This window comes from Acuticoccus yangtzensis (assembly GCF_001927245.1).
GTDB lineage: Bacteria > Pseudomonadota > Alphaproteobacteria > Rhizobiales > Amorphaceae > Acuticoccus > Acuticoccus yangtzensis.
Genome location: NZ_MJUX01000004.1, coordinates 81,352 through 99,448 on the forward strand (window position 1 = coordinate 81,352; position 18,097 = coordinate 99,448).

At 68.9% G+C, this 18,097-nt stretch carries 18 protein-coding genes; 6 read left to right on the forward strand and 12 right to left on the reverse strand.

Translation table 11 applies throughout. From position 1 onward, the window contains the following. Positions 1 to 4: 4 nt before the first annotated feature. The 4 genes from BIX52_RS11785 to BIX52_RS11800 all read right to left on the reverse strand — a co-directional run bounded on the left by BIX52_RS11785 (position 5) and on the right by BIX52_RS11800 (position 6,246). The gene (locus BIX52_RS11785; protein ID WP_075221290.1) at positions 5 to 2,815 is read right to left on the reverse strand and encodes an SPOR domain-containing protein; all 2,811 of its coding nucleotides are present in this window, start codon (positions 2,813 to 2,815) and stop codon (positions 5 to 7) included. 66 nt (positions 2,816 to 2,881) lie between these two features. Continuing rightward, positions 2,882 to 4,609, reverse strand: coding sequence for an arginine--tRNA ligase (argS, locus tag BIX52_RS11790; RefSeq protein WP_075221291.1), 1,728 nt, complete (start codon positions 4,607 to 4,609; stop codon positions 2,882 to 2,884). Between the two features lie 142 nt (positions 4,610 to 4,751). Next, entirely contained in the window at positions 4,752 to 4,967 is a 216-nt protein-coding gene (locus BIX52_RS11795; protein ID WP_139312759.1) for a hypothetical protein, read from the reverse strand. A 97-nt stretch (positions 4,968 to 5,064) separates the two neighbouring features. Next, positions 5,065 to 6,246: a deoxyguanosinetriphosphate triphosphohydrolase gene (locus BIX52_RS11800; protein ID WP_075221293.1), complete on the reverse strand. Its 1,182-nt coding sequence runs from the start codon at positions 6,244 to 6,246 to the stop codon at positions 5,065 to 5,067. A 223-nt stretch (positions 6,247 to 6,469) separates the two neighbouring features. Between BIX52_RS11800 and BIX52_RS11805 the strand changes: the two genes are divergently transcribed. Both BIX52_RS11805 and xth read left to right on the forward strand, forming a co-directional pair. Then, a complete protein-coding gene (locus tag BIX52_RS11805) occupies positions 6,470 to 6,802 on the forward strand; it encodes a HesB/IscA family protein (RefSeq protein WP_075221294.1) in 333 nt (110 codons plus the stop codon). An 8-nt stretch (positions 6,803 to 6,810) separates the two neighbouring features. Then, a complete protein-coding gene (xth, locus tag BIX52_RS11810; RefSeq protein ID WP_075221295.1) occupies positions 6,811 to 7,611 on the forward strand; it encodes an exodeoxyribonuclease III in 801 nt (266 codons plus the stop codon). Between the two features lie 366 nt (positions 7,612 to 7,977). On the opposite strand, the gene BIX52_RS11815 is transcribed toward xth, so the two are convergent. Next, entirely contained in the window at positions 7,978 to 8,676 is a 699-nt protein-coding gene (locus BIX52_RS11815; protein ID WP_075221296.1) for a winged helix-turn-helix transcriptional regulator, read from the reverse strand. Between the two features lie 57 nt (positions 8,677 to 8,733). Here BIX52_RS11815 and BIX52_RS11820 point away from each other — a divergent pair, with 57 nt between their 5' ends. Next, positions 8,734 to 9,189 (forward strand): VOC family protein, encoded by a 456-nt coding sequence (locus BIX52_RS11820; RefSeq protein ID WP_171973589.1) that lies wholly within the window; start codon positions 8,734 to 8,736, stop codon positions 9,187 to 9,189. A gap of 10 nt (positions 9,190 to 9,199) precedes the next feature. Next, positions 9,200 to 9,553: a DUF1428 domain-containing protein gene (locus BIX52_RS11825; RefSeq protein WP_075221298.1), complete on the forward strand. Its 354-nt coding sequence runs from the start codon at positions 9,200 to 9,202 to the stop codon at positions 9,551 to 9,553. A 15-nt stretch (positions 9,554 to 9,568) separates the two neighbouring features. Here the strand turns inward: BIX52_RS11825 and BIX52_RS11830 are convergent, their stop codons facing one another. The 4 genes from BIX52_RS11830 to ilvD form a co-directional block, all read right to left on the reverse strand. Then, positions 9,569 to 9,850: an Rdx family protein gene (locus BIX52_RS11830; RefSeq protein ID WP_075221560.1), complete on the reverse strand. Its 282-nt coding sequence runs from the start codon at positions 9,848 to 9,850 to the stop codon at positions 9,569 to 9,571. Between the two features lie 62 nt (positions 9,851 to 9,912). Next, positions 9,913 to 10,602 carry a haloacid dehalogenase type II gene (locus BIX52_RS11835; protein ID WP_075221299.1) on the reverse strand — a complete coding sequence of 230 codons (690 nt, stop codon included), beginning with the start codon at positions 10,600 to 10,602 and terminating at the stop codon, positions 9,913 to 9,915. A 46-nt stretch (positions 10,603 to 10,648) separates the two neighbouring features. Further along, entirely contained in the window at positions 10,649 to 10,882 is a 234-nt protein-coding gene (locus BIX52_RS11840; RefSeq protein ID WP_075221300.1) for a hypothetical protein, read from the reverse strand. Between the two features lie 420 nt (positions 10,883 to 11,302). Further along, the gene (ilvD, locus tag BIX52_RS11845) at positions 11,303 to 13,033 is read right to left on the reverse strand and encodes a dihydroxy-acid dehydratase (protein WP_075221301.1); all 1,731 of its coding nucleotides are present in this window, start codon (positions 13,031 to 13,033) and stop codon (positions 11,303 to 11,305) included. Positions 13,034 to 13,272: 239 nt separating this feature from the next. Between ilvD and BIX52_RS11850 the strand changes: the two genes are divergently transcribed. Continuing rightward, positions 13,273 to 13,890 carry a sterol desaturase family protein gene (locus tag BIX52_RS11850; protein ID WP_075221302.1) on the forward strand — a complete coding sequence of 206 codons (618 nt, stop codon included), beginning with the start codon at positions 13,273 to 13,275 and terminating at the stop codon, positions 13,888 to 13,890. 51 nt (positions 13,891 to 13,941) lie between these two features. On the opposite strand, the gene BIX52_RS11855 is transcribed toward BIX52_RS11850, so the two are convergent. The 3 genes from BIX52_RS11855 to BIX52_RS11865 form a co-directional block, all read right to left on the reverse strand. After that, positions 13,942 to 15,213 (reverse strand): TRAP transporter large permease, encoded by a 1,272-nt coding sequence (locus BIX52_RS11855; protein WP_075221303.1) that lies wholly within the window; start codon positions 15,211 to 15,213, stop codon positions 13,942 to 13,944. Next, positions 15,210 to 15,758 carry a TRAP transporter small permease gene (locus BIX52_RS11860; protein WP_075221304.1) on the reverse strand — a complete coding sequence of 183 codons (549 nt, stop codon included), beginning with the start codon at positions 15,756 to 15,758 and terminating at the stop codon, positions 15,210 to 15,212. The genes BIX52_RS11855 and BIX52_RS11860 overlap by 4 nt, the downstream gene beginning before the upstream one ends. Positions 15,759 to 15,920: 162 nt before the next feature. Then, a complete protein-coding gene (locus BIX52_RS11865) occupies positions 15,921 to 16,739 on the reverse strand; it encodes a GntR family transcriptional regulator (RefSeq protein ID WP_075221305.1) in 819 nt (272 codons plus the stop codon). 320 nt (positions 16,740 to 17,059) lie between these two features. Between BIX52_RS11865 and dctP the strand changes: the two genes are divergently transcribed. Further along, positions 17,060 to 18,061, forward strand: coding sequence for a TRAP transporter substrate-binding protein DctP (dctP, locus tag BIX52_RS11870; protein WP_205647808.1), 1,002 nt, complete (start codon positions 17,060 to 17,062; stop codon positions 18,059 to 18,061). Positions 18,062 to 18,097: the final 36 nt, after the last annotated feature.

An 18,097-nucleotide genomic window follows, 5' to 3' on the forward strand; every position in this document is an offset into this window, starting at 1 on the left:
CGGATCAGTTGCGTCCCACGAAGCAGTCGGCCCCGGCATTCTTCAGCCTTTCGCACAGCGAGTTGGCCTCGCCGAAGGAGTTCGTGCCGACGCGGACGCGGTAGAACACGCCTTGGTCGCCCACGTTGGCGGCGGCGATCATCGGCGTGGCGGAGCCGAGGATGGAGGGGAAGCGCTGCTGCAGGGTGCGGAAGGAGGCTTCCGCGGACGCCCGTTCGCGCCGCGAGGCGAGCTGCACCGCCCACGGGAAGGACGCAGCCGCCGGCTGGGCCTGCGTTTGGACGGGGCTGGTCGCCGCGGGTGTCGCGCGGGCGGTCTGCACCGTGCGGCCGGGCGCCGGGCGGGCGGGGGCCGGCCGCGGGGTCGGCACGTTGGCGGCGGCACCGGCGGCATCGGCGCCCTGAGATCCGGTGTCGAACCCGTCGACGTCCGTCCCGTCGCCGGCGGGGGCGAAGGCGTCGCCTTCCTCGTCCGCGGTGGGGAAGTCCGCTGCGTCGTCAGCCGCGAGGCCGGGTGAGGAGGAACCGAAGCTGTTCGTGCCGGGGCCGTCGAGCGTCTCGTCGCGCGCGTCCGATTCGATGGTGCGCACGGCGGTGTTGGCGGCGACGTCGAAGCTGGGGTCGGACCGGGCGGAGCGCGCCGAGCCTGATGCCGCGCCTTGTGCCTCGCCTTGAGGAAGGGTGCCGTCCTGTCCGCCGGTGGAGGTCGATCGCGTGCGGCCGCCCCCCTCGCCCGGGCGCAGGATCGACCCGTCGGGCAACACGGTGACGGTGCGGACGGAGCGCGTCTCGGTCTCCGGAACCGGGGACGGGGGGGCCTCCTGCGGGCCGATGCGCACCGGGTCGGGCACCACGAGGCGGTCCTCGTCGCCGAGGGCGATGCGCTCGGAGATGTCGGGACGGGCGGTGGACTCTTCCTCGGCGGGGCGGGTCTTCACGTCGCGCGCGTCGGCGACGATGACGGGCGGCTCTCCGCTCGGCGCACTGTCGCCGCCGATGAGGCTGAAGCCGCCGATCCCCGCGACGATCACCGCCGCGAGGCTGCCCACGGCGACCGCGATGCCCCGCTTGGCGCCGCCGCGGCGATGGCCGCGCACGCGCTGGGACGCCCGCGCGAGGGACGGCGGCAGGTCGTCGTCGAAGCGGTCGTCGGCGTCCTCGAACTCGAGGGCCTCGCCGCCGAATTCCTCGAAGGCGTCTTCCTCGCCGTACTGGGTATAGGCGTTGGACCGCTGGTCTTTGAGGGCGCCGCGCGCGTCGGTCAGGAAGACGGGGGCGAGCGGATCGTCGAGGTCCGGCGGCGCGGCGGGGAACGGGTCGGCCTCGTCCTCCCGCCGGTCGAACCGGAAGGACGGGATCGGCTTGGTGCGCTTCGCGGAGAGGTCGATCTTCGGGTTCACGGGGCCGCGCGCCGCCGGGGGCACGGGCGCGGTTTCGCGATAGCTGCCGCCGTCGCGCTGGGTCGCGGCGCGGGCGGCGGCAAGCGGAATGTCGGCGGCGACGGGCGTGGCGCGGCTGCGCGGCAGCCCGGCTGCGGGCGCCGGTGCGTCGACCGCGTCCGAGGCGTCGGGCTCGGAGCCCGCGATCGTCGGTGAAGGCACGGCCTCGTCCTCGTCGTCGAACACGTGGAAATCCTCGGCGTCGATGGGCGGTTCGGGGCGGTCGAGTATGGAGGGCCGGTGCGGCGGCGCGTCGGGGACGGGCGAGGCGATGGCGGGGCCGCCTTCGTCACCCGGCAACGCGAGGCTGCGCGAGACGGCCTCGGACGCGGCCTCGGCGGCCAGACGTGCGGTCGACGGTTGGGTGGCCTGATTGCCGTAGGCGCGGCCGTTGATGATCTCGCTGATGGCGTGACCGAGCTCCCAATCGAGCGCGTCCGCGGGCGGCTCGTCCGGCTCGGCGGCGGGCGGCGGGGCGCTCGCCTCGGCCCCATTGCGGCTGCGGCGCCAGTCGCGCGGGTCCTGCGCCGACGCGCCCTCGCCCAGCGCATTCTGGACGGGCGTGGTCTGGCCGGCCGCGTGAGGGGCCGCCGCATTGTGGGATGCGGAGGCGGCTCGAACGGGCGTACCGGGTTGGGCAGCGCCTGCGGGCGAGCGCATGAGGCCGCGCGGCGGGACCGCGCCGGGGGCGTCCAGGGCGGAGCCTGCGTCCAGCTCGCGGCGGATGCGTGCGGCCTCGCGGGCGCGCAGCTCGTCGGACGGGCGCTGCTCGGGTGAACGCGCCTCGGGCGAACGCGGCTCGGGTGAACGCGCTTGGCGCTGTTCGTCGGTTCCGGCGAGGGTCGGATCGGAACGCTCTTGGCGCGGCCGCGGGCGCTCCAGCTCTTCGTTCAGGCGTTGGCTGAAGCGGGCGCGGCGGTCTCCCCCCTCGCGGCTGAAGCCGGGTTCGGGATCGCTCTGCGGCCGGGCGTAGGGATCGTCATGCCGGCCGTTGCCCGCCTCGTCGTCCCTGCCGCGGGCCGCGGGGCGAGCGAAGCCGAAAGACGCACCGTCCCGTGCACCGGCGGGGGCCTGGTCGAAGCGGCGGTCGTCCCGGCGCTGGCCGGTCGCGGGGTCGCGTTCGGCGTAGGGGTCGCGCTCTAAAGAGGGGTCACGATCGGAATAAGGGTCCGCCGCGGGATCGCTGTCGCCATCGCCCTGTTCGGCGGGCGATCCGGCGGAGCGGGCGGACACGGGCGCCTGATGAGCCGGGCCCCAGACGGGGGGCTCGGCGTCGACGAACTGGTCCAGCTCGTCGTAAATGTCCGCGGACTTGTGGCGTCCGGCTCCGACGGAACCGGGTCGATCGAAGGCCGAAGTTCGCGTCGGACCGTTCATTGCTCGCCGCCACTCAACTCATCATCACCACCTGCGCCAGCAGAACATCCCGCTTCGGCCCAGTGGTTACCGCATTTCGTCCGGCGCGCTCACACCAAGTGCGGACAGGCCCTCGACAATGACAGAGCGCACCGCTTCAACAAGGGCGAGCCGTGCCCTCGTCAAGTCTCTCGACTCCGTATTAACGAACCGTAGCGTCGGACTATCCTTGCCCCTGTTCCACTGTGCATGCAAGGCCGACGCGAGGTCGTTGAGGTAAAAGGCCACGCGATGCGGCTCCGCAGCGTCCGCCGCGGTCGCCAATAGCTGCGGCCATTGCGCCAATAGTATCGCAATCGCACGCTCACCCGAATCGTTCAAGCCTGAAACGTCGACGGACGCGAGGTCCTGATCGACCGATTCGTCAAACGCCTCACGGGCTTGACGCTTCGCCGACGCACACCGGGCATGGGCATATTGAACGTAGAAGACAGGATTATCCCGGCTCTGTTCGGTGACTTTGACAAAATCAAAATCGAGCGGCGCATCGGATTTGCGGTATAACATCATGAACCGCACCGCATCCGTCCCAACTTCCTCGACAACGTCGCGCAACGTCACGAAATCACCGGACCGCTTCGACATCTTCACCGGCTCGCCGCCCCGGTAGAGTTTGACGAGCTGGCACAGCAGGCAGTCGAGCGTCACCTTCTCGTGGCTGAGCGCGGCGACGGCCGCCGTCATGCGCCGCACATAGCCGCCATGGTCGGCGCCCAGAACGTCGACGAGACGATCGAACCCGCGGTCGATCTTGTTGGCGTGATAGGCGATGTCGGACGCAAAATAGGTGTAGGAGCCGTCCGACTTCTTCAGCGCGCGGTCCACGTCGTCGCCGTAGCGGGTGGAGCGGAACAGCGTCTGCTCGCGGTCCTCCCAGTCCTCGGCGGCGCCCTTGGGACGCGGCAGAACGCCCTCGTAGATCAGCCCGTCACGCTCCAGCCGCCCCACCGTCGCGGCGACGATGTCGTCAGGCGTCTGCAGGCTGCGCTCGGAGAAGAAGACGTCGTGCTTGATGTTGAGAACGTCGAGGTCGCCGCGCACGGCGTCCATCATCGCCGCGATCGCCGCGTCGCGCACGATCGGCAGCCATTCGGCCTCGTCCTTGTCCATCAGCGCGGTGCCGTGGGCGGCGGCCAGCGCCTCGCCCACCGGGACGAGATAGTCGCCCGGATAGAGGCCGGCCGGGATCTCCACCGTCTCGCCCAGCGCCTCGCGGTAGCGCAGGTAGGCGGAGCGGGCGAGGACGTCGACCTGGGCGCCCGCGTCGTTGATGTAATATTCGCGCGTCACCTCATGGCCGCGCAGGGCCAGGATGGCGGCCAGCGCATCGCCCACGACGGCGCCGCGCGCATGGCCGACGTGCAGCGGCCCGGTCGGGTTCGCCGAGACATATTCCACGTTGACCCGCTGCGGCGCGGGTGTCGCGGCGAGCGCGGTGAAACGCGGCCCGTCGAGCGCGGAATGGATCACCGCGGCGGCGGCCTGGTCGGAGACGCGCAGGTTGACGAAGCCCGGCCCCGCCACCGAGGTTTCGGCCACCAGCGGGTCGGCCTTCAGCTTCTCGGCGATCAGTTCACCGAGCTGGCGCGGATTGCGCTTGGCCGCCTTCGCCAGCACCATGGCCGCGTTGGTGGACAGGTCGCCGTGCGCGGGGTCGCGCGGCGTCTCGATGGCGATTCGTTCGAGCCCATCTCGCAGCCCTTCCGCCTCGACGATGGCGATGACGCGCGCTTTGAGCTCTTCCAGGAGATGCATGACAGTCCGACGTGAGTTGCTTTGCGGCGCCTCTTAACGCGTTCGGTCCTGCGTTGCGAGTGCGCCCTGCCCTCTCGACACGGAATGTCGGCCCGCGGACGCAAAAGCCGCCGCCCGCCGCCCGCCCCGGTCGCCAGCCGGTTCAGCTATGGCTGGTGCGGGTGACCTTCACCATGGCGCGGGTCTGCGAATTGTCGACCTTGCGGTGCTGGCCCATCTCGTCGAATTGGGCGTGAATGGCGGCCAGCGGGATCTCCTCGCTGTCCATCTCCAGCCCCACGAGATCGTTGAGGCCGCCGCGGCGCGGGGTCTTCTCCGCCTTCTCGGCGGCCAGCGCTCTGAACAAAGCTCGAAACATCGGTTTTCCCTCCGTCTGTGCGCGGGTGGCTGTGCTGTGCGCGAGTGTGGCACGCACCCGTCCGGAGGTTTATCGGCCGAAGCTCGATTGCAGCTTGTCACACCCTCGGCGTGGAAAGGTCGGGCGTTGCGCCGACGAGGCGGCGGTGCTCGACCAGCGCGAAACGGTCCGTCATGCCGGCGATATAATCGCAGGTGCGCCGCAGCCGCCGGGCCTCGCCGTCCTGCGCATGGCGCCAGGATTCGGGCAGCAAGGACGGGTCGTTGGCGTAGACGGTGAAGAGCTCCTCCACCACGCGCGCCGCCTTCTCGCGCACCTCCAGCACACCCGGATGCCGGTAGAGGTTGGCGAACAGGATGCGCTTCAAGGCTTTCTCCGACGCCGCCATGTCCTGCGAAAAGGCGACGAGAGGCCCCGGCTGGGCGGAGACGTCCGCCGCGCTCGCGATCCCGGCGCGGGCGATGCGCCGCACCGTCTCGCCGATCACGTCCTCGATCATCCGCGTCAGAAGACGGCGCACCAGCTCGTGGGTTCGGCGCAGCGGCTCGATGCCGGGGGCCTCGGCGTCCACCTCGGACAGAATGGCGTCGATCAGCGGCACCTCGCGCAGCACGTCGAAGCCGAGGAGGCCGGAGCGCAACCCGTCATCGATGTCGTGGGCGTTGTAGGCGATGTCGTCGGAGATCGCGGCGGTCTGCGCCTCCAGCCCCGCCTGGCGGGTGAGATCGAGATCGTCCGGCGGCGGATCGGTCAGGAAGATCTGGTCCCCCGGCGCCGGCGGCCCGTTGTGCTTGATGAGGCCTTCCAGCGTCTCGAAGGTGAGGTTCAGCCCGTCATAATGGGCGTAGCGCCGCTCCAGCCGGGTGACGATGCGGTAGGCTTGGACGTTGTGGTCGAACCCGCCATGGTCCACCATCAGGCGGTGCAGAACGTCCTCGCCCTCGTGGCCGAAGGGGGTGTGGCCGAAGTCGTGGCTGAGGGCCAGCGCCTCGGTCAGATCCTCGTCCAGAGACAGCACACGGGCGATCGACGACGCGATCTGCGCCACCTCCAGCGAATGGGTCAGCCGGGTGCGGAAATGGTCCCCGTCGGTGGAGATGAAGACCTGCGTCTTGTGCGTCAGCCGGCGGAAGGCGGAGGAATGGACGATCCTGTCCCGGTCGCGCTGAAACGCGGTCCGGGTGGCGGACGACGGCTCGGCGATGCGCCGCCCGCGGCTGGCGCCCGGATGGGTGGCATAAGGCGCCAGCAGGCGCGGCGACGGTCGCACGTTCTGCATGGGACCTCCTGAGGATTGGCACCGAATCGCGGCGCAACCTTGCCACGAATCGACTATCCGGCGGCTTAACACAGGACGGCCCGCGATGCTGCCCGCGCACAGGGTTGCGCCGCCCGCGGTTTATGTGCTGTGCCACATTTTATCTGGACCGTCGCGCGCTGCCCGTTTCGCTCGGCGTCGCAACGCACTATGTTCAGCCCTCACACGCATTGGAGGATGCGCAATGACCGACGCTTCCTTTTCCGTCACCCCGCGCGCCTTGACGCGGGTGGCGAAAATCCTGGCGGGCGAGCCCGCCAATGCCCTGCGCGTCTCCGTCGAAGGGGGCGGCTGCTCGGGCTTTCAGTATCGCTACGACCTGGTCGAGGGGCCGGAGTCGGAGGATCTCATCATCGAGGGCGACGCCGCGACGGTGGTGGTGGACCCGGTATCCCTGCCCTTCCTGGCCGGCGCCGAGCTCGACTTCATCGACGATCTGATGGGCCAGTCCTTCCAGATCAAGAACCCCAACGCCCAGGCGTCCTGCGGCTGCGGAACCTCCTTCTCGCTCTTCTAAGGCCCTCCATGCTCACCGTCGCGACCTGGAACATCAACGGCGTGAAGGCACGCATCGACGTGCTCACACGCTGGCTGGAGGAATCGGCGCCCGACGTCGTCTGCCTGCAGGAGATCAAGAGCCAGGACGAGACCTTCCCCGCCGAGGCGGTGGAGCGGCTCGGCTACAACGTCGCGACACACGGCCAGAAGGGCTTCAACGGCGTGGCGCTGCTTTCCAAGCGCCCGCTGGAGGACGTCGCGGTGCGTCTGCCGGGCGACGAGGCGGACGAGCACGCCCGCTGGATCGAGGCGACGATCTCCACCGACACCGGCGCGGTCCGGGTGGTGAGCCTTTATCTGCCGAACGGCAACCCGGTGGAGCGCAGCCCCGAGCCGTCCGGCAAGTTCGGCTACAAGCTCGGCTGGATGGACCGGATGCTGACCCGCGCCGAAGCGCTGCTCGCCACCGACGAGCCGATCGTCCTGGCGGGCGACTACAACGTGATCCCCCTCCCCGCCGACGCGCGCCATCCGGACCGCTGGACCGAGGACGCGCTGTTCCAGCCGGAGAGCCGCGCCCGCCACCGCGCGCTGGTGAACCTCGGCTATGCGGACGCCCAGCGCGCGGTGGACCGCAGCGACGGGATCTACACCTTCTGGGACTATCAGGCCGGCGCTTGGCAGAAGAACAACGGCATCCGCATCGACCACGTGATGCTGTCCCCCGTCGCGGCCGACCGGCTGTCCGGCGTGGTGGTGGAGAAGCATGTGCGCGGGTGGGCCAAACCGTCCGACCACGTGCCGGTGGTGTTGACGCTGGACGTTTGAGGCATCACGCCGAACGAGGCGCGGGAGCACGGCCCGTCGATGAAACAGGGCTGCACATGAAACCGGGCCGCACTTGAAAAACGGGACCGCCGAAGCGGTCCCGCAATGGAAAAAGGGTCCGCCGAAGCGGTCCCGTAATGGAAAAAGGGGCCGCCGAAGCGACCCCCCGTGAGCTTCAGCGGGCGATACGCCCGGCTAAGCCCGACCGAATCACCGAGACGAAGAAGGCTGCTCCGTCGTCTCCCGATTCGACCCAAGCGTCGCCGCCCGCTTCAGAATCCCACTCGACATTGGATCACCTCCTTTCGCTGTGTTGAACACGACCCGATGTTGTCACGATTCGCGCGTCTCGCAACCCCCATCGGCTCAACTCTCCAGCCCCAATAAAGGAGGAAGCGCGAAGAGGCCGCGGAACGTGGCGAGGGCGCCACGATCGCCGCTGACCTGCGCCGCCCCGTCCGCCTCCAATCCCTCGAGCGGCACCCCGCCATAGACCCAGCCCGCCAGCACCGGCGCCGCGCCGACCGAGAGCGTCGCCGCCACGGGACCCTCGCCACCGCGCACGATGGTGAGCGCCCGGTCCGCCACCCTGAGGCGGAAATCCTCGGCCCCCACGGTGATGCCGATCGAAAGGTCGAGCCACGCCGCACGTTCCGGCACCAGCATCGTCTCGAACGACAGCATGATCGACGCCGCACTGAGAGGCAGCGTCTTGTCGTGCAGCGGCGAGCGTGCGGCCCAGCGCCCCAACACCATGAAGATGGGCCGCGCCTCGAGCCCCCATGCGGTGAGCCGGTAGGCCCGGCCCGCCGGCGGCGGCAAGGTCACCCGCTCGACGATGCCGAGCTTCTCCAGCTTGGTCAGCCGCTGGGTCAACACGTTGGCGCTGAGGCCGGGAAGGTTCGTCCGCAGATCGCTGAAACGTTTCGGCCCGAACATCAGTTCACGCATCACGAGCAGCGCCCAGCGCTCCCCCACGAGGTCGAGCGCATGGGCGGCGCCGCAGGCATCGCCATAGCTCCAGCCGATCGCTTCCGCATCGTAGGTTACTTTTTCTGACTTCATGGTTGCGAAAGATAACTCATCGTGTGATCGTCTCCAAACCCAGCGGGAGGTGGGACCATGACAACAACGACCACGACCCCCATGATTTTCGTCAACCTGCCCGTGACGGACCTCGAGCGGTCCGTCGCGTTCTACGAAGCCGTCGGCGCCACGCGGAACCAGTTTACCGATGGCGCGACCGCGAGCGGTGTCAGCTTCAGCGACGCCATCCACGTGATGCTGCTGACCCACAAGAAATTTTCCGAATTCACGACGCGCGCCATCGCAGGCCGGGACACGGCGCAGACGCTGCTGTGCCTGTCGTGCGCAAGCCGCGCGGCGGTGGATGCGGCAGTGGCGAGCGCGGTCGCTGCGGGCGGCGTCGCCGACCCCGGCCCCGTCCAGGAGCACGGTTTCATGTATGGCCGCTCGTTCGAGGACCCGGACGGGCACATCTGGGAAGTGGCGTGGATGGACCCCGCGGCGATGCACTCCTACGCGCCCGCGGCCGAACCTGCACCCGTGACAGCCTGAGGACCCGTCCATGACCTATATCGACGGATGCGTCGCCGCGGTGCCGACCGCGAACAAGGACGCCTTTCTCACCCATGCGCGGGCGGCCGCCGCCTGCTTCAAGGACCACGGCGCGCTGCATGTGATCGAGTGCTGGGGCGACGACGTTCCGGACGGCGTCACGACCTCCTTCCCCATGGCCGTGAAGAAGGCCGACGACGAGACGGTGATCTTCTCGTGGATCGTCTGGCCCGACAAGGAAACGCGCGACAAGGGCCACCAGGGCGTGATGCAGGACCCGCGCATGGCGCCGGACACCAACCCGATGCCGTTCGACGGCAAGCGGATGATCTTCGGCGGGTTCGACGTCGTCCTCGAAAGCTGAGCCGCGGGCGCGGTGTCAGCGGTCGATGTGGCCGAGGTCGCGCTCGGCGAAGGCCGCGTCACGCACCCGGCTCTTCAGCGCCTTCACGTCGGGGAAGCCGCCGTCGCGCTTGCGCTCCCAGATCACGCTGCCGTCCAGCGTGATCTCGAAGACGCCTCCGGTGCCGGGCACCAGGGTGACGGACGCGAGGTCCGTGCCGAAGGTGGAAAGGAGCTCCTGCCCCATCCACGCCGAGCGCAGGAGCCAGTTGCACTGTGTGCAATAGGTGATGGTGATGGCCGGTTTGGCCTTGCCCATCGCCTCTCCCGCCACCGCATCACCAGCCGCCGCCTCTCCCGCCGCAGCCTCGACCGGGCCGGTCATGCGCTGAGCTTCGCGGCGAGGTCGCCGAGGTCGGCGGCCACCACGTCCCAATCGCCCTCGGGGGTAAGGTCGATGGTCTGGCCCGGACCGTGCTCGGTCGGGCGCGGAATGAAGGCGGTGGAAAGGCCGCACGCCTTGGCGGCGGCCAGGTCGCCGTTGTGGGCGGCCACCATCATCACCTCGCCCGGCGGCAGCATCAGGAGCCGGGCGGCGCCGAGGTAGCTTTCCGGCTGCGGCTTGTAATGGCCGGTGGTTTCCGCGCCCAGGATCGCGTCCCAGCGCCAGCCGTTGTGACGGGCCATGTCCAGCATCAGGCGGATGTTGCCGTTGGAGTGCGGCGCAAGGATGAAGTCGGCGCCGAGCCGCGCGAGGCCGGGCGCGGTGTCCGCCCAACCGTCCAGCGTGTGCCACAGCAGGTTGACCTGGTCGCGGTCGGCCTCGGGGATCGGCGCGGCGCGGTCTTCGATCACGCCGTCGAGGTTCTCCCGGTGGAGCGTGTCCAGCGGGACGAAAGGACGCGCGCCGCTGCGCACGGCCTCCATGGCGGGTTGGTAGCGGGCGCGCCAGGCGTCGGCGAAGGCGAGGCGCTCGGCCTCGCCGTCGATCCAGGGCGTCAGGCCGCGGGCGATGGAGCCGCGCCAGTCGACCAGCGTGCCGAATACGTCGAAAATCAGAGCCTTCGGCACACTGTGTCCTTATGCGTGGGTGCGCGGGTCGACGGACCCGCCGCGGTCAGGAGACCGGGGATGCGGTGGAGTAGCTGCACCCCGAGCCTTTGCCCGACGACATGCGGGCCCGCGGGGTGGGCGTTGCGGTCGACGACCCCGGTGCTGCGGCGTCGACCGCGGCGTCCTGGGTGACGATACCGGGCGAAACGTCGGCCGGGACGGGGACCGGCTCGGCGGATTGGGCGGCGGCCGGCAAAGAGAAAAGTCCAAACGCCGCGGCAACAATGATCGGTCGCATAGGTGGCTCCTTTGTCGGATCATAAGATCCTATAGCGCTGCGCCGCCGCCGCAAGAGAGCGATGGGCGCCGCCCCGGAGCCGAGAGATTGCGCGCCGGCTGATCGCCCAGCCCTGCGCCCAGGTGCGGCGCGCGGCCGCGACGAGAGGACGCGGCCACGCCGGACCCGCCCGCCATGGCAATGCGCCGCTACCGGCACCTGCGGCGCCGCGAAACGCGCGGCTGGAACCAACCCCCGCGAAGACCGCCCGCGGTTGCTCTCCCCGCCACGCAGGTGCAGAGCCTGACCGCCGTGCGGCCGGTGCCACCACGCTAGCCGAGGGCGGTGGACTGCCCGCCGCGCGCGGGTTGCCCGCTGCACCGAGGCCGAATGCGGCGGCGAGCGGCACCGTCCGCCGGACGGTGCCGGAGCGCCGGGCGATCAGACGTCGGCGTAGGCGCGGACTTCGGCCGCGCCGCCGGGGTGGGTGACGGCGCCCTTCTCGGCCGAGCCGACGGTCTGGGCATATTTCCAGATCGCGCCGGACTTGAAGTTCGTCTCGCGCGGCTGCCAGGCGGCCTTGCGCTTGGCAAGCTCCTCGTCGCTGAGGTCGACCGAGATGGTGCCGTTGATCGCGTCGATGGTGATCATGTCGCCATCGTTCAGGAGGCCGATCGGCCCGCCGACCGCAGCCTCGGGACCGACATGGCCGACGCAGAAGCCGCGCGTGGCGCCGGAGAAGCGCCCGTCGGTGATCAGCGCCACCTTGTCGCCCATGCCCTGGCCGTAGAGCGCGGCGGTGGTCGCCAGCATCTCACGCATGCCGGGGCCGCCCTTCGGACCCTCGTAGCGGATCACCAGCACCTCGCCTTCCTTGTAGGTGCGCTTGGAGACCGCCTCGAAGCACTGCTCCTCGGTGTCGAAGCAACGGGCGGGGCCGGTGAAGACGAGGTGATCGGCCTGCATGCCGGCGACCTTCACGATCGCGCCTTCGGGGGCGAGGTTGCCCTTCAGGCCCACCACGCCGCCGGTCGGCGACATCGGCTTGTTGGCCGGGCGGATGACGTCCTGCTGGTCGTTCCAGCGCACCTTTTCGAGGTTCTCGGCCATGGTGCGGCCGGTCACGGTCAGGCAGTCGCCGTGGACGAAACCGTGTTCGTGCAGCGTCTTCAGCACCAGCGGGATGCCGCCGGCCTCGAACAGGTCCTTCGCCACGTAGCGCCCGCCCGGCTTCAGGTCGCCGATATAAGGGGTGCGCTTGAACACCTCGGCGACGTCGTGAAGGTCGAACTCGATGCCGCATTCGTGGGCGATCGCGGGAAGGTGCAGCGCGGCGTTGGTGGAGCCGCCGGTGGCCGCGACGCAGGCGGCCGCGTTCTCCAGCGCCTTGCGGGTGACGATGTCGCGCGGGCGGATGTTCTTGGCGATCAGCTCCATCACCTGCTCGCCGGCTGCGGTGTTGAAGCGGTCGCGGATCTCATAAGGCGCGGGGGCACCGGCGGAGTAAGGCAGCGCCAGCCCCATCGCCTCGGACGCCATCGCCATGGTGTTGGCGGTGAACTGGGCGCCGCACGCGCCGGCCGAGGGGCACGCCACCTGCTCCAGCTCGTCGAGGTCCTCGTCGTTCATCGCGCCGACGGAGTGCTTGCCGACCGCCTCGAACAGATCCTGCACGGTGACCGGCTGACCGCGGAAGGAGCCCGGCAGGATGGAGCCGCCATAGATGAAGATGGACGGAACGTTGAGGCGCACCATGGACATCATCATGCCCGGCAGCGACTTGTCGCACCCGGCCATACCGACCAGCGCGTCGTAGCAGTGGCCGCGCATGGTCAGCTCGACCGAATCGGCGATGACCTCGCGCGACGCCAGCGAGGACTTCATGCCCTCGTGACCCATGGCGATGCCGTCGGTCACGGTGATGGTGCAGAACTCGCGCGGGGTGCCGTTGGCGGCGGCGACGCCCTTCTTCACCGCCTGCGCCTGGCGCATCAGCGAGATGTTGCAGGGGGCGGCCTCGTTCCAGCAGGTCGCAACGCCCACGAGCGGCTGGTGGATCTGCTCTTTGGTGAGACCCATCGCATAAAGGTAGGAGCGGTGCGGGGCACGGGCCGGACCCTCAGTCACGTACCGGGACGGCAGGCGGTCCTTGATGAGGGTGCGCGTGGTCATCGTAGCGTTCTCCGCTGTTGTTGGTGGCCGGCGCCGCCGGCGAGGATCAAACGTCGCCTCTCCGCTAGGCGTCTCGGTGGCGTCTGGCAAGGGACACTCGGACTGGAAGTGTTCGACTTTCAGACGGAGAGGACACCCGCACCGATGATGCGCCATGCGGCCGGCTCAGGTGGACAGCTCCTGCGGCGGACTTTATTCTCTTCCGCGTTCACCAGATCTGTCCTGTAAGGTTGAATGGTATGGCGCTCGCCGAAAGCCCGCGGACGATGACCCTGCGCGATGCGCTGGAGAACCGGCTCATCCGCAAGATCATCAAGGTGTGGACCCCCACATTGTCGAGCTTCGTTCTGCTGGCGGCGATCAGCGCCACGTCGGTGACGACGCCGTTGATGTGGTTCGCCATCGGCGCGCTCTATTATTCGTTCCTCGAATATGCGCTGCACCGCTTCCACTTCCACAACGGCCCCTACGACATGTGGGTCAGGCGGATGACGTTCGACCTCAGCCGCATGCACCTCGACCATCACAAGATCCCCGCCCACCCCAAGGGTGCGGTGAACCAGCAGCGGCCGGCCTTCGTGGTGACGATGGTGTCGGCGGTGATCGCGCTGTTCCTGCCCGTCTCCTACGACGTGTCGTTCGCCTTCCTGGCGGGCAGCGCCGGGTGTTATGTGGCCAACGATCTCATCCACTTCGCGGTGCATCACCTGCCGATGAACGGGCCGGTCCTCGGCTACTGGAAGCGGCACCACATGCTGCACCATTACCGCGACGACAACGCCAACTTCGCCACCGTCCTGCCGCTGTGGGACAAGCTCTTCGGCACCGAATATAAGGGTCCCGTCCGCAAGGGTTGAGGCCGGCCCCGAGGAATGACGCCCCGGCCGCAGCCGGGGCGCCTCCCCCGCCTATCGCACCAGGACGAGCGACAGAGCGGGGACGAGGTTGATGATGATCAGCCCGACGATGCGCGTGAAGTAGAAGGGCAGCACCCCGCGAATCACGTCCTGCACAGGCAGCTTGGTGATGCGGCTCATCACGAAGAGGTTGAGGCCGATCGGCGGGGTGAGCGTCGCGATCTCGATCAGCGCGGTCATGATCACCGCGAAGTGGATGAGGTCGACGCCCACGGCGCTGGCGACGGGGAAGAGGATCGGCGCCAGGAGCACGATCATCGACACACCGTCGAGGAACATGCCGACGACGAGCAGCATGAGGTTGACCGCGAGCAGGAACATCCACGGCGACACGTTCGCCTGGCGGATCATCGCCGACAGCTCGTTGGCGAGGCCGAGCCGGGTGAGCAGCGCCGTCAGAAGCCCCGCCCCGATGATGACGGCGTAGATCATCACCGTCTGCATCACCGATTCCTTGGCGACGCCCCACACGGTGCCGAGCGTCGTCGTGCGGTAGACGAAGAGGACGAGGACGATGGCGTAGCCTGCGGCGAGCGCTGACACCTCGGTCGGCGTGAAGGCGCCGGCATAGATGGAGCCGATGATGAGGATCGGCATCAGGAGCGCGCCGGTGGCCCCCGGAAGGCGCTGGCCGAAGCCCTTCCAGTCGGCCTTCTCGGCGAGGATGCCGTAGCCGCGCGACCGGCTGATCCACACCGTGGTGATGGCGAGCATCGCCGCTTCCATCAGGCCGGGAAGAAGGCCCGCGATGAAGAGGTCGGTGATCGGCAGGCCCGTGGTGGCGCCGATGAGGATGAAGGTGAGCGAGGGCGGGATCATCAGCCCCAAGGTGCCGCAGACGGCGACGAGGGCGGAGGCGAAGCGCGGCTCGTAGCCCTCGTTGGGCATCAGCTTCACCGCCGCCGGGCCGAGGGCGACGGCGCAGGCCACGCTGGACCCGTTGACCGCGGCGAAGAACACCGAGGCGGTGGCGAGCGCGAGCGCCACGCCGCCGCGGAACCAGCGCACGACGGTGCCGATCAGCTCCAGAAGCTGCAGCGCGATGTTGCCGCGCGACATGACGTTGCCGGCGAAGATGAAGAACGGGATGGCGACGAGGGCGTAGCTGTCGATGGAGCTCCACGCGGTCTGAGCGAGGAGCACGGGCGGGATGTTGAAGGAGAACAGCGATAGGGCGACCGCGACGGCCCCCAGCGCGATGGAGACGTGGACGCCGAGCGCCAGGAGGACGAGGAGCGCGGCGATGGCGATGGCGACGATCATGCCGTCACCTCGGCGGCGGTGACGGCCTCGTCCTCGGCGCTGGCGGCGAAGGGATCGCGCCCGCGGGCGACTTCGACGGCGGCCCAGATGTAATAAAGGCCGTAGAGCGCGGCGCCGATGGGGAGCGACAGGCGCACGACCCACAGCGGCAGGTCGAGGTTGGAGTCGGTGCGCATGCCGATGCGGTGGAGGTGCTGCACGGAGATGATGGAGGCGTAGAACAGCACCGCGCAGAAGACGAGGCCGGTGATGACCGCGACCCAGCCGCAGAGCTTGCGCCCGGTGGGGCCGAGCAGGTTGACGACGAGGTCCATGCGGATGAAGTGGCCGTGCCGGTTGGCGACGCCGATGGCGATCAGGACGCTCCACACCACGCAGAAGCGCACGAGTTCCTCGGCCCACCAGTGGCTGACGGCGAAGACGTAGCGTCCCACCGCCTCGTAGACCATGACCACCATCGCGACCGCCATGAAGAGCGTCGCGACGGAGAGAATGGCGCCCTCCCCGAGCCGTCCGGCCCGGACGAATAGATTGTTGTTTTTCATTGTCTGCCTTCTGACAGCGGCCGTTCGGCCGCCATGGGCGTTTCCTCGCCCCGTTTTGCCGGGGCTCTGTTGTGGGTGATCTCCTTGCGGAGGGCCGCGCCTTTGGCGGATCGCGGCGGGCCGGGCACGCGTGGCGCCCGTGCGCTGTCCTGTGCCGCCGCGTCAGGCCCGCGCCTTGGGCGCCTTGGCCGGATCGGACGGGGTCGCCGCCGGACGGGTGCCGTCGCGCCCGCCGACATTGGTGAGGGTCATCTCGTGCCGGAAGGTGGCGGCGGGGTGGTGGTTGATGGTGACTTCCATCAGGCCGTGCTCTTCCGCCTCGTAGCGCCGGGTGACGGTGAGGATGGGTGAGCCCGGTTCGACGCCGAGGCGCGAGGCGACGTCCGGATCGGCAAGGGTCGCCTCGACGATCTGGTGCACCTGGTGGAGCGTAACGTCGTAGCGGTCCTCGATGAGGCGGTAGACGGCACGCGGGACGGCGCCGATCGTGTCGGCGACCCCGTCGAACGGGGCGGGCAGGAAGAGGTGGGTGAAGCAGACCGGCGGCGTGTCCCGCGTTTCGCGCCGCAGGAGCGCCACGCGGGTCCACACGGTGTCCGGCTCGCAGCCGAGCCGTGCGGCCTCCGGCGCGCCGACGAGAATGCGCTCGGTCGCCAGCACTTCGAGGAAGGTGCTGGAGGCGTATTGCATCAATTCGCCGAGCGAGCCGATGGTGTTGGAGAAGCGCGGGGCGGATTGTGTGGCGATGACGCGCGAGCCTGCCCCCTGGCGACGCTCGATGAGGCCTTCGCTCTGGAGCTGGCGCAGCGCCTCGCGCACGGTGTGGCGGCTGGCGGCGAAGCGTTCGGACAAGGCGTGCTCGGTCGGCAGGTTGGTGCCGAGCGGGCACTGACCGGTGACGATCTCTTCTCGCAGTGTGGCGAAGATGGCCTGGTAGCGCGGCTTCACGGAACCCTCGGGCGCGGCGGCGTAGCAATCCATAGTGGCCTCTCAGTCCCTCCTGCAAGGGTGCGCCGCGGGTCGTCGGCATACGGCGATATTTTGTATGGACAAATTTGCAGACGAAACGCCTGCCGTCAACAAGGCGTCAGTTTAAGGAATTGGATCTGTTTTCTCATCGCCCCGGTTTTGCGGCGAAATCAGCGCCGGCAACCGCGGATTTCGTGCGTGCCAGAACGCGCATCGAGGCGCGGAGCCGAGATCCCGCCAGACAGAGCCAAAATTCATACGGACAAATAGATTGACAAATCCGGCGGAGGGGGTCGATCTTATCCGTATAAATAAGAACGGGAGGAAACATCGTGCTCAAAGGCTCCAGCCTCGCACTCATGCTGCTGTCGTCCGTGGCGCTGGCGAGCCAGCCCGCCGCCGCCGCCGACGTCGAAATGGTGATGACCAACCAGATCGCGCCGAACCATTGGGCCGCGAAGCTGATGGATGAATATGCCGCCACGCTGGAAGAGAAGTCGGGCGGGCGAATCAACGTGGAGGTCTACCACTCCAGCTCGCTCTTCAAGGACAGCGAGGCGCTCGCCTCCATCGGCACCGGCACCGTGCACATGGTCTGGCCGGTCAGCGTGCAGCTCGAGGCGATCGCGCCGGACTACGGCGTCGTCAACCTCCCCTTCGCCATCACCGACGCGCTGATGACCAAAGAGGGCGCCGCGCAGGAACTCTCGGACACGCTGTCCGAGATGGTGGCCGGACGCGGCCTCAGGGTCATGGGGCTGATGCGCGCGGGCGACCTCGTGTTCCTCTTCCCCGACAGCTTCGTCGAGAGTGAAGAGGCGCTGAACGGCGCCAAGATCCGCGTCACCGGCGGCAAGGTGCTGCAGGACCTGATGAAGAATTACGGCGCGAGCCCCGTCACCATGCCGGCGACCGAGATGGCGGCCGGGCTGATGCAGGGCGCGATCGACGGCATCTTCACCTCTTACGGCGGATGGGAGATGGTCGGCGTGTCCGGCGCGCAGAAGGCGACTTTGGTCCCCGGCCTGTCGCTCGTCACCTACACCGTGGTGGCGGACGATGCGTGGCTGAAGGGCCTGCCGGACGACCTGCGCACCATCGTCGAGGACACGACGGCGGAGCTGTTGGCGACGCAGTGGCAGCGCGGCATTGAGGGCGACAACGAGAAGCGTGACCTGATGGTGAGCCAGGGCGGCGAGCTGATGGTGGTCGAGGACGAGGCGGTGCTCGCCAGGTTCCACGAGCAGGCGAAGGCGGCGCAGGCCTCCTTCGTGGACGCCCATCCGGACGCCTACAAGACGTTCCAGGACTTCCTGGCGAAGTATCAGGACTGAGCCGAAGCCGCGCCCACCGTGGCGCGGCACCCGCTC

Bases quoted from the DNA above. Each gene is read 5' to 3' on its own strand.
- BIX52_RS11825 (WP_075221298.1), top strand. From the start codon at position 9,200: ATGACCTATATCGACGGATGCGTCGCCGCGGTGCCGACCGCGAACAAG.
- BIX52_RS11795 (WP_139312759.1), bottom strand. From the start codon at position 4,967: ATGTTTCGAGCTTTGTTCAGAGCGCTGGCCGCCGAGAAGGCGGAGAAG.
- BIX52_RS11805 (WP_075221294.1), top strand. From the start codon at position 6,470: ATGACCGACGCTTCCTTTTCCGTCACCCCGCGCGCCTTGACGCGGGTG.
- BIX52_RS11840 (WP_075221300.1), bottom strand. From the start codon at position 10,882: ATGCGACCGATCATTGTTGCCGCGGCGTTTGGACTTTTCTCTTTGCCG.
- BIX52_RS11860 (WP_075221304.1), bottom strand. From the start codon at position 15,758: ATGAAAAACAACAATCTATTCGTCCGGGCCGGACGGCTCGGGGAGGGC.
- BIX52_RS11800 (WP_075221293.1), bottom strand. From the start codon at position 6,246: ATGCAGAACGTGCGACCGTCGCCGCGCCTGCTGGCGCCTTATGCCACC.
- BIX52_RS11830 (WP_075221560.1), bottom strand. From the start codon at position 9,850: ATGGGCAAGGCCAAACCGGCCATCACCATCACCTATTGCACACAGTGC.
- xth (WP_075221295.1), top strand. From the start codon at position 6,811: ATGCTCACCGTCGCGACCTGGAACATCAACGGCGTGAAGGCACGCATC.
- BIX52_RS11855 (WP_075221303.1), bottom strand. From the start codon at position 15,213: ATGATCGTCGCCATCGCCATCGCCGCGCTCCTCGTCCTCCTGGCGCTC.
- BIX52_RS11865 (WP_075221305.1), bottom strand. From the start codon at position 16,739: ATGGATTGCTACGCCGCCGCGCCCGAGGGTTCCGTGAAGCCGCGCTAC.
- BIX52_RS11850 (WP_075221302.1), top strand. From the start codon at position 13,273: ATGGCGCTCGCCGAAAGCCCGCGGACGATGACCCTGCGCGATGCGCTG.
- BIX52_RS11815 (WP_075221296.1), bottom strand. From the start codon at position 8,676: ATGAAGTCAGAAAAAGTAACCTACGATGCGGAAGCGATCGGCTGGAGC.
- BIX52_RS11820 (WP_171973589.1), top strand. From the start codon at position 8,734: ATGACAACAACGACCACGACCCCCATGATTTTCGTCAACCTGCCCGTG.
- ilvD (WP_075221301.1), bottom strand. From the start codon at position 13,033: ATGACCACGCGCACCCTCATCAAGGACCGCCTGCCGTCCCGGTACGTG.
- BIX52_RS11785 (WP_075221290.1), bottom strand. From the start codon at position 2,815: ATGAACGGTCCGACGCGAACTTCGGCCTTCGATCGACCCGGTTCCGTC.
- argS (WP_075221291.1), bottom strand. From the start codon at position 4,609: ATGCATCTCCTGGAAGAGCTCAAAGCGCGCGTCATCGCCATCGTCGAG.